This is a genomic window from Stenotrophomonas sp. PA-6-5C, from assembly GCF_021605635.1.
Classification (GTDB): Bacteria; Pseudomonadota; Gammaproteobacteria; order Xanthomonadales; family Xanthomonadaceae; genus Stenotrophomonas; species Stenotrophomonas lactitubi.
Map to the genome: position 1 here is coordinate 1 of NZ_WKEE01000102.1, position 6,658 is coordinate 6,658.

The following is a 6,658-nucleotide window of genomic DNA, read 5'->3' on the forward strand; positions in this document are numbered from 1 at the left end:
GTCCCCCTCCGCCACCCGCGTGCTGCTGCTGGGCTCGGGCGAACTTGGCAAGGAGGTGGCCATCGAGCTGCAGCGGTTGGGCGTGGAAGTGATTGCCGCCGACCGTTACGCCGATGCCCCGGCCATGCAGGTGGCACACCGCTCGCACGTGATCGACATGCTGGATGCGATGGCCCTGCGCCAGTTGATCGCGCAGGAGCAGCCGCACCTGGTGGTGCCGGAGATCGAGGCGATCCATACCGAGACCCTGGTGCAGCTGGAACAGGAGCAGGGCCTGCGGGTAATCCCGACTGCCCGTGCGGCGCGCTTGACCATGGACCGTGAGGGCATCCGCCGCCTGGCCGCCGAGACCCTGGGCCTGCCGACCTCGCCGTACCGCTTCGTCGATACCGAGGCCGAGTACCGCGACGCCGTGGCCGCGATCGGCCTGCCGTGCGTGGTCAAGCCGGTGATGTCGTCCTCGGGCAAGGGCCAGAGCACGCTGCGCAGCGAGGCTGACATCGCCCCGGCCTGGGAGTACGCGCAGACCGGCGGCCGTGCCGGTGCCGGCCGCTGCATCGTCGAGGGATTCATCGACTTCGACTACGAGATCACCCTGCTGACGGTGCACCACGCCGGTGGTACTTCGTTCTGCGCGCCGATCGGGCACCTGCAGAAGGATGGCGACTATCGCGAAAGCTGGCAGCCGCAGCCGATGTCGGACAAGGCACTGGCGCGTGCCGAGGAGATCTCGCGCGCGATCACCGATGACCTCGGTGGCTGGGGCCTGTTCGGTGTCGAGCTGTTCGTGAAGGGCGACGAGGTGTGGTTCAGCGAAGTATCGCCGCGTCCGCATGACACCGGCCTGGTGACGCTGGTATCGCAGGAGCTGAGCGAGTTCGCGCTGCATGCGCGGGCCATCCTCGGCCTGCCGATTCCGGTGATCCGCCAGAGCGGCCCATCGGCCTCGTGCGCGCTGCTGGCCCATGGCGAGGGCGTGCCGTACTTCAACAACGTAGCCGCCGCGCTGCAGGTGCCGGATACCGCCGTGCGCCTGTTCGGCAAGCCCAGCGTGCACGGCCATCGCCGTGTTGGCGTGACCCTGGCGCGTGCCGAAACCATCGACGAAGCACGCGCCATCGCGCGTGATGCGGCCGAGGCCATCGGCGTCGAACTGCGCCCGTAAACCGGTAGCGCCGGGCCATGCCCGGCGGCCGTTCAGCCGCGCCCGCACGCTCGGCGCGGCGATGCCGTCAGGCGCGGCGCCAGGGCAGCACGGTGACGTGGATGATGGCGATGATGCCCAGCACCGAGCCGTACAGCCACCAGGTGCCGAAGCGGTCCGCGTAGCCTTTCCAGCAGGCTACCGCGGCAGGAAGCAGGCCGATCAGCACGAACGGAATGAAATTGAAGGCCCAGTTTTGCCGGGCCACCACCAACAGCGCGATCATGGCGAAGACGCCGACGATGATCAGCAGGTTCCTTTTCAAGTGCGGCGGCTCCCCTGCCGTTCCGTTGCGGGACTGTAACAAGAATGCAGGCGCGCGCAAGCCCGACAAGGCGATGCCGGTCGTCCTGACCGGCACCCTTCAGTCGACTGACAGTTGCCTCTACCGCACGTCCACCCACACCAGGTGGTGGTCGCTGCCGTCGGCGATCTTCGCTTCGGCACTTTCATTAGCCGGCCAGAACACGCCGCTGCCGATGTACTCGAAACCGGTCGAGGGCAGCACGTAGTCCAGTCGCATGGTGCCGGACTTCGGGCCGAAATCGCCGGTGGCATGGAACGGTGCGCCCTTGCGGGTGATGCCCTTGGCCGCATAGGCCAGGCTGGTCTGCTCGGCGCCGACGCTGCGCGGGGTGGGGTAGCGCAGGACGCGGGCGTTCTCGATCAGTTCGACGATCGCCTCGTGGCGGCCATCACCATCGACCGGATCGTTGTTGAGGTCGCCAAGAATGACAAAGCGTGCATCCTGGGCCAGGCCGCCGCACTGGCCCTTGTCGTCGCACAACCACGGCTTTTCACCCTTGGACAGGTATTCCTGCCACAGGCGCAGTTCGTCGTGGTTGCGCGCGGCGTTGCGCTTTTCCGGGCCGTCGAACACCGGCGGCGTCGGATGCGAGACCAGCGCGTGCACCACGCCGGCCGGGGTCTTCACCGGCACGTCCCAATGCGACTTCGACGACAGCCGCAGCTGCGACCAGACGCTGTCGTTGTAGAAGCTCTTGCCGGTACGCGGATCGATCGGGCGGATCGCGCCGGGCATCGCACTCCACTTCAGCAGCTGGAAGCTGCGCACCTTGGCTTCGTCGATCGGGTAACGCGACAGCACCAGCATGCCGTACTGGCCCGGGTGCAGGCCGTAGCCCCAGGCGTCGTTGCCGCGACCGCGCCCTTCACCACCGACCACGCCGTTGTTGTCCAGGTCCAGGCCGCTGGGCACGCCGGTGTTCACCGGTGCCAGGTAGCGGTAGGCGAAGTGCAGCGGCTTGCCGCCACCGGGCTGGGCCACTTCCAGATAACGCTTCTGGAACAGGTCGGCAGCACGATGGGCGTCGTCGAAATCGAATTCGTTCAGCAGCACCAGGTCAGGGCGCGCCTGCTGCAGTACCGCGGCGATCTTGCGCGCGTGTTCGCTGTCGCCTTCCAGCTCGGCGATCAGGCCGCCGGCTTCGTCCGAATACAGCGAGGTGTTGTAGGTGGCCAGGCGCAGCGCTGCAGACGGTTTTTCGGTCATCGCGGGGGACGTGGCGAAGGCGGGAGCGGTGGCGCCACAGAGCAGGGCCAGGCCGAGGATCAGGGGTTTGGCGTTCATGGGCCGTATTGTGCACCCGGCCCGGTGTCAGTGGTTTGTCAGCGTCCGTCCAGATCGTCGTCGAAATCATGCCAGCGGCGGCCGTCGTAGGCCTCCAGCGGGCGATAGCGCCGCTTGTAGTCCATCTTCTGGTGCTCACGGATCCAGTAGCCCAGGTACAGATGTGGCAGGCCCTCGCGGCGCGCCCACTCCAGTTGCTGCAGGATCGCGAAGGTACCCAGCCCGCGCGCGGCATGGGCGGGGTCGAAGAAGGTATAGACCGCCGACAGCCCGTGCTCGGTCACATCGGTCACCGCCACACCCAGCAGCTGGCTGGGCTGGCCGTCGTGGCCGGGCAAGCGCATTTCCATGAAGCGCGTGTGCGACCAGCTGCCGATCAGGAACTGCTCGAACTCGTGCGGGCCGTGGTCGTCCATGCCGCCCTTGGCATGACGATGCACCAGGTAGCGGTGGTACAGCTCGAACAGATCCTCACGCGGCATGGCCGCGGTGATGCGCACTTCCAGATCGGCATTGCGGGCGGCGCAGCGGCGCTGGCTGCGGTCCGGGGCGAAGCGCGCCACCGGGATGCGCACGGCGACGCAGGCGTGGCAGTTCGCACAGTGCGGGCGATAGACCAGATCACCGCTGCGGCGGAAGCCCCAGCTCAGGGCCAGCGGATACAGCTCGCCGAGGCGACGGTCCTGCGGGTCCAGCACCAGATCGCGCGCGACCCGGTCCGGCCAGTACCCGCAGGGGTGCTCGCCGGTCTGGAACAGTCGCAGTTCGTCGTCTCTGTCGCCGTGTCTCGCCATGGGCACAGCATAGCTCCAGCCTGTCGCAATGGCGGCGACTGTCCCCCGGATGAATGGAACCGGCGGCTGCGTCAACCGAGGTCGTGGTCAGGCGTTGTTGTCCTCCGAGGGTGAGGTGTTCACCCCGATGCCAATCCCATTCCCAGGAGTGACCCCATGATCCGTACCCCCCTGCTGCTGGCCCTGCTGCTCGGCACTTCCGCGACCGGTATCGCCTTGGCCGCCGACACCCCGGCTGCACCGGCACAACGCCCGGCCAAACTGGATACCAATGGCGATGGCTTCGTCGACCGCAGCGAAGCGGCGGCCCACCCGCGCCTGGCCGCGAAGTTCGATGAGCTGGACAAGAACAAGGACGGCAAGCTCTCGCGTGATGAGCTGCCGCGCTGGAAGCATGGCCGCCACGGTGGTCGCGGCGGCGAGCGCTGGGCCAAGCTGGACGCGAACAAGGATGGCCGCATCAGCCGTGAGGAAGCCAAGGCCGATCCGCGCCTGGCCGAGCGCTTCGACCAGCTCGACCTCAACAAGGATGGCTACCTGGACAAGGCCGACCGCGAGCTGCGCATGAAGCAGCATCGTGATGCCTGGTTCGCCGCGGCTGACACCAACAAGGACGGCCAGCTGAGCAAGGCCGAGTTCGACGCCGCCAAGGGTCCGATGCACGGTGGCCCGCGCCATGGCGGCCCGCGTGACGGCGCCGCGCCGAAGCCGCAGCGCTGATTTTCAATGCAGTGATCGACGACAACGCCGGCGTCCTGCTGGCGTTGTCCGTTACAGGCGGCCGCTGAGCGTCATCGTATAGGCCAGGGCACCGATGACGATCAGGTTCACCGCCATCATGCCGGTCAGGCCATACATGGATTCGTACTTCCAGTTGATCCCGTGACGCCCACGCCGGGCTGCATCACGCGCGAGCAGCGGCGCCATGATGCGCCGCAGTGTCACCAGGCACTGGTAGTTGACCACCACCAGGCCCAGTGCCAGCACCAGCAGCTGCGTCCACATCGGCGCCTGCAGCAGCACGGTGAACAGGATGGCCAGGCACCAGCCCAGGCTGGTGCCGGTGCTGAGATTGACGAAGCGGCGAACCTGCACCTGCTCGGCGCCGGTCTCGGCGTACGACAGCAGGAAACGGCCGCCGAGATAGCTGCCGAGCGCGCCACCGACGACGCCACCGATGATCGCGGCCCAGCTTGACGCGGGCAGCATCTGTAGCTGGCTCAGCGTAGCAGTCAGCGAGCCGAGCGCGGTACCGCCGGCAGCGCTGGCGCCACCGAGGCCGAGCTTGCTGCCACCCACGCCGACGCCGGTTCCCAACAGGATCGCCGCGCTTGCGGTGCCGGGCGCAGCGATCATCACCATCGACACCACCGTCGTTGCAAACGCGGCACTGGGCGCGCTGCTGCGGGCGAATTCGCCGAAGCGCTGCAGCAGGCCCTCGCGCACCTGCGCACGGGCGCGTGACAGGCGCTTGCGTACTGCAGCGTCGCTCAGCCCGAGCAGGTCAGCGACCTGCTGCGAATGCTGGCCCTCGCGGTAATACAGCAGCAGTACTTCGCGGCTGTCGCCGGGCAGGGTAGAGATGATGTCTTCGGCAGCGATTTCCTCTTCCAGCCGCTGCAGGCGATCCGCTGCACCGGGGGCCGGATCCGCAGCCATGGTCAACGCCACTTCGGCAGCCTCGCCACTCAGCGGTCGGCCACGTTGCGCGCGCAGCCAGTCACGGGCGAGATTGCGGGTGATCTGCCGCAACCAAGGCAGGAAGCTGCTCGCGCTGCGCAGCTGGTGCAGCTGCTGCCAGCCCTTCACGAACGCTTCCTGGGCGATGTCCTCGCTGGCCTGGCGGTCGCCGGTGATGGCCAGGGCGATGGCGGTGACCGTGTTCTGGCAGGCCAGCACGATCCGCCCATAGGCATGCTGGCAGCCGCCGCTGGCGGCCGGCAGTTCGCGGTGCAGTGTGTCGTCGATGCTTGCTGCGAAGGTCGTCATGGCGGCGGGCTCCTGCAGGGATTGTGTCCCATGACGGAGGCGCGTGCAGAATGTGACCAGCCCTTTTCCGGTAGCGCCGGGCCGTGCCCGGCGGCTGTCCTGTCAGGCATTGTGGCCGCGGATGCAGGCCGCTGCGCTCGCCGGGCATGGCCCGGCGCTACCTACGGTTGCCGGTCAGCGGCCGGCACTACTTCGCCGGCTGGATGCGGACCCGCACTTCCTCTTCTTCCGGCGGTGCCGGCGCGGCCGGCTGGGCTTGCTGCGGCTGGGCCTGCGGTGCGGGCACCGGGGTTGCGGGGGCAGGGGCGCCGCGATGGCGCAGGCCGATCACCAGCGCCACGCCGGCGATCACCACCAGCAGGGCGATGCGGATGCGCCAGGCCCAGCCACGACCACCGGCACTTTCCTGCACATCATCGCGGAAGGCGAACTCGGCGGTCGGATGGTCACGGCGGGTGGTGTCGAGCAGGCGGGCGTCGCGCAGGATTTCGCGCGCGCGCGGCTGGTCATCGGCACGCACGACCCAGACCGCCGGGTAGGCGCCGGCATTGCCCAGGTCGGTATAGCTGAACTGGCCCCGGCGCCGGGTCTTGTACGAGCGCCCGTTGGTGACCTTCACCTGGATGTCGTGGCTGCGCAGGAGCTCGGCCACGCCTTCCACGGTTTCCACGCGCTGGCTGCTGAAAATCTGACGCATCGGATCAATCCTTGGCCGGCACGGCGGCCGCTGCTGCCTGGTCCGGAACCACGCGGATCAAGCCTTCCTGGGCGGTGCTGGCAACCAGCACGCCATCACGGGTGAAGAACTGGCCGCGGGCCAGGCCGCGCGAATCCTGCGCGCTGGGGCTGTCCAGCGAGTACAGCAGCCAGTCATCGGCGCGGAACGGGCGGTGGAACCAGATCGCGTGGTCCAGCGAGGCCATCTGCACGTGCGGATGGTAGTAGCTGATGCCGTGCGGGAAGGTCGCGGTGCCCAGCAGATGGAAGTCCGATGCGTAGGCCAGCAGCGCCTGGTGCAGCTCGGGAGCATCGCCTACACGCTCGCTCAGGCGCAGCCAGACCTGGTGGTAGGGCGGGCGC

7 protein-coding genes and 1 pseudogene are annotated in these 6,658 nt (G+C 68.1%); 2 read left to right on the top strand and 6 right to left on the bottom strand.

The features are described from left to right. Window positions 1-1,165: formate-dependent phosphoribosylglycinamide formyltransferase (gene purT, locus GIW57_RS23440; RefSeq protein WP_236513107.1), on the top strand; the 1,165-nt coding region annotated here is incomplete at its 5' end. A 67-nt stretch (window positions 1,166-1,232) separates the two neighbouring features. On the opposite strand, the gene GIW57_RS23445 is transcribed toward purT, so the two are convergent. The 3 genes from GIW57_RS23445 to GIW57_RS23455 are packed head-to-tail and all read right to left on the bottom strand — an operon-like array spanning window position 1,233 to window position 3,589. After that, complete coding sequence (locus GIW57_RS23445) at window positions 1,233-1,565, bottom strand: hypothetical protein (RefSeq protein WP_236513109.1); 333 nt, start codon at window positions 1,563-1,565, stop codon at window positions 1,233-1,235. A gap of 24 nt (window positions 1,566-1,589) precedes the next feature. Then, window positions 1,590-2,795, bottom strand: a complete 1,206-nt coding sequence (locus tag GIW57_RS23450) for an endonuclease/exonuclease/phosphatase family protein (RefSeq protein ID WP_236513111.1) — start codon at window positions 2,793-2,795, stop codon at window positions 1,590-1,592. Between the two features lie 38 nt (window positions 2,796-2,833). Beyond that, a complete protein-coding gene (locus tag GIW57_RS23455; RefSeq protein ID WP_089239552.1) occupies window positions 2,834-3,589 on the bottom strand; it encodes an arginyltransferase in 756 nt (251 codons plus the stop codon). A 156-nt stretch (window positions 3,590-3,745) separates the two neighbouring features. Here GIW57_RS23455 and GIW57_RS23460 point away from each other — a divergent pair, with 156 nt between their 5' ends. Then, a complete protein-coding gene (locus GIW57_RS23460) occupies window positions 3,746-4,309 on the top strand; it encodes an EF-hand domain-containing protein (RefSeq protein ID WP_236513112.1) in 564 nt (187 codons plus the stop codon). 51 nt (window positions 4,310-4,360) lie between these two features. Here GIW57_RS23460 and GIW57_RS23465 read toward each other — a convergent pair whose 3' ends face one another. The 3 genes and pseudogenes from GIW57_RS23465 to GIW57_RS23475 form a co-directional block, all read right to left on the bottom strand. Beyond that, the gene (locus GIW57_RS23465) at window positions 4,361-5,578 is read right to left on the bottom strand and encodes an RNA polymerase sigma factor (protein WP_229980536.1); all 1,218 of its coding nucleotides are present in this window, start codon (window positions 5,576-5,578) and stop codon (window positions 4,361-4,363) included. A 187-nt stretch (window positions 5,579-5,765) separates the two neighbouring features. After that, window positions 5,766-6,275, bottom strand: a complete 510-nt coding sequence (locus GIW57_RS23470) for a pathogenicity-like protein (RefSeq protein WP_108265304.1) — start codon at window positions 6,273-6,275, stop codon at window positions 5,766-5,768. Between the two features lie 4 nt (window positions 6,276-6,279). Then, window positions 6,280-6,658: pseudogene (locus GIW57_RS23475) on the bottom strand (acyl-CoA thioesterase domain-containing protein); the annotation flags it as partial.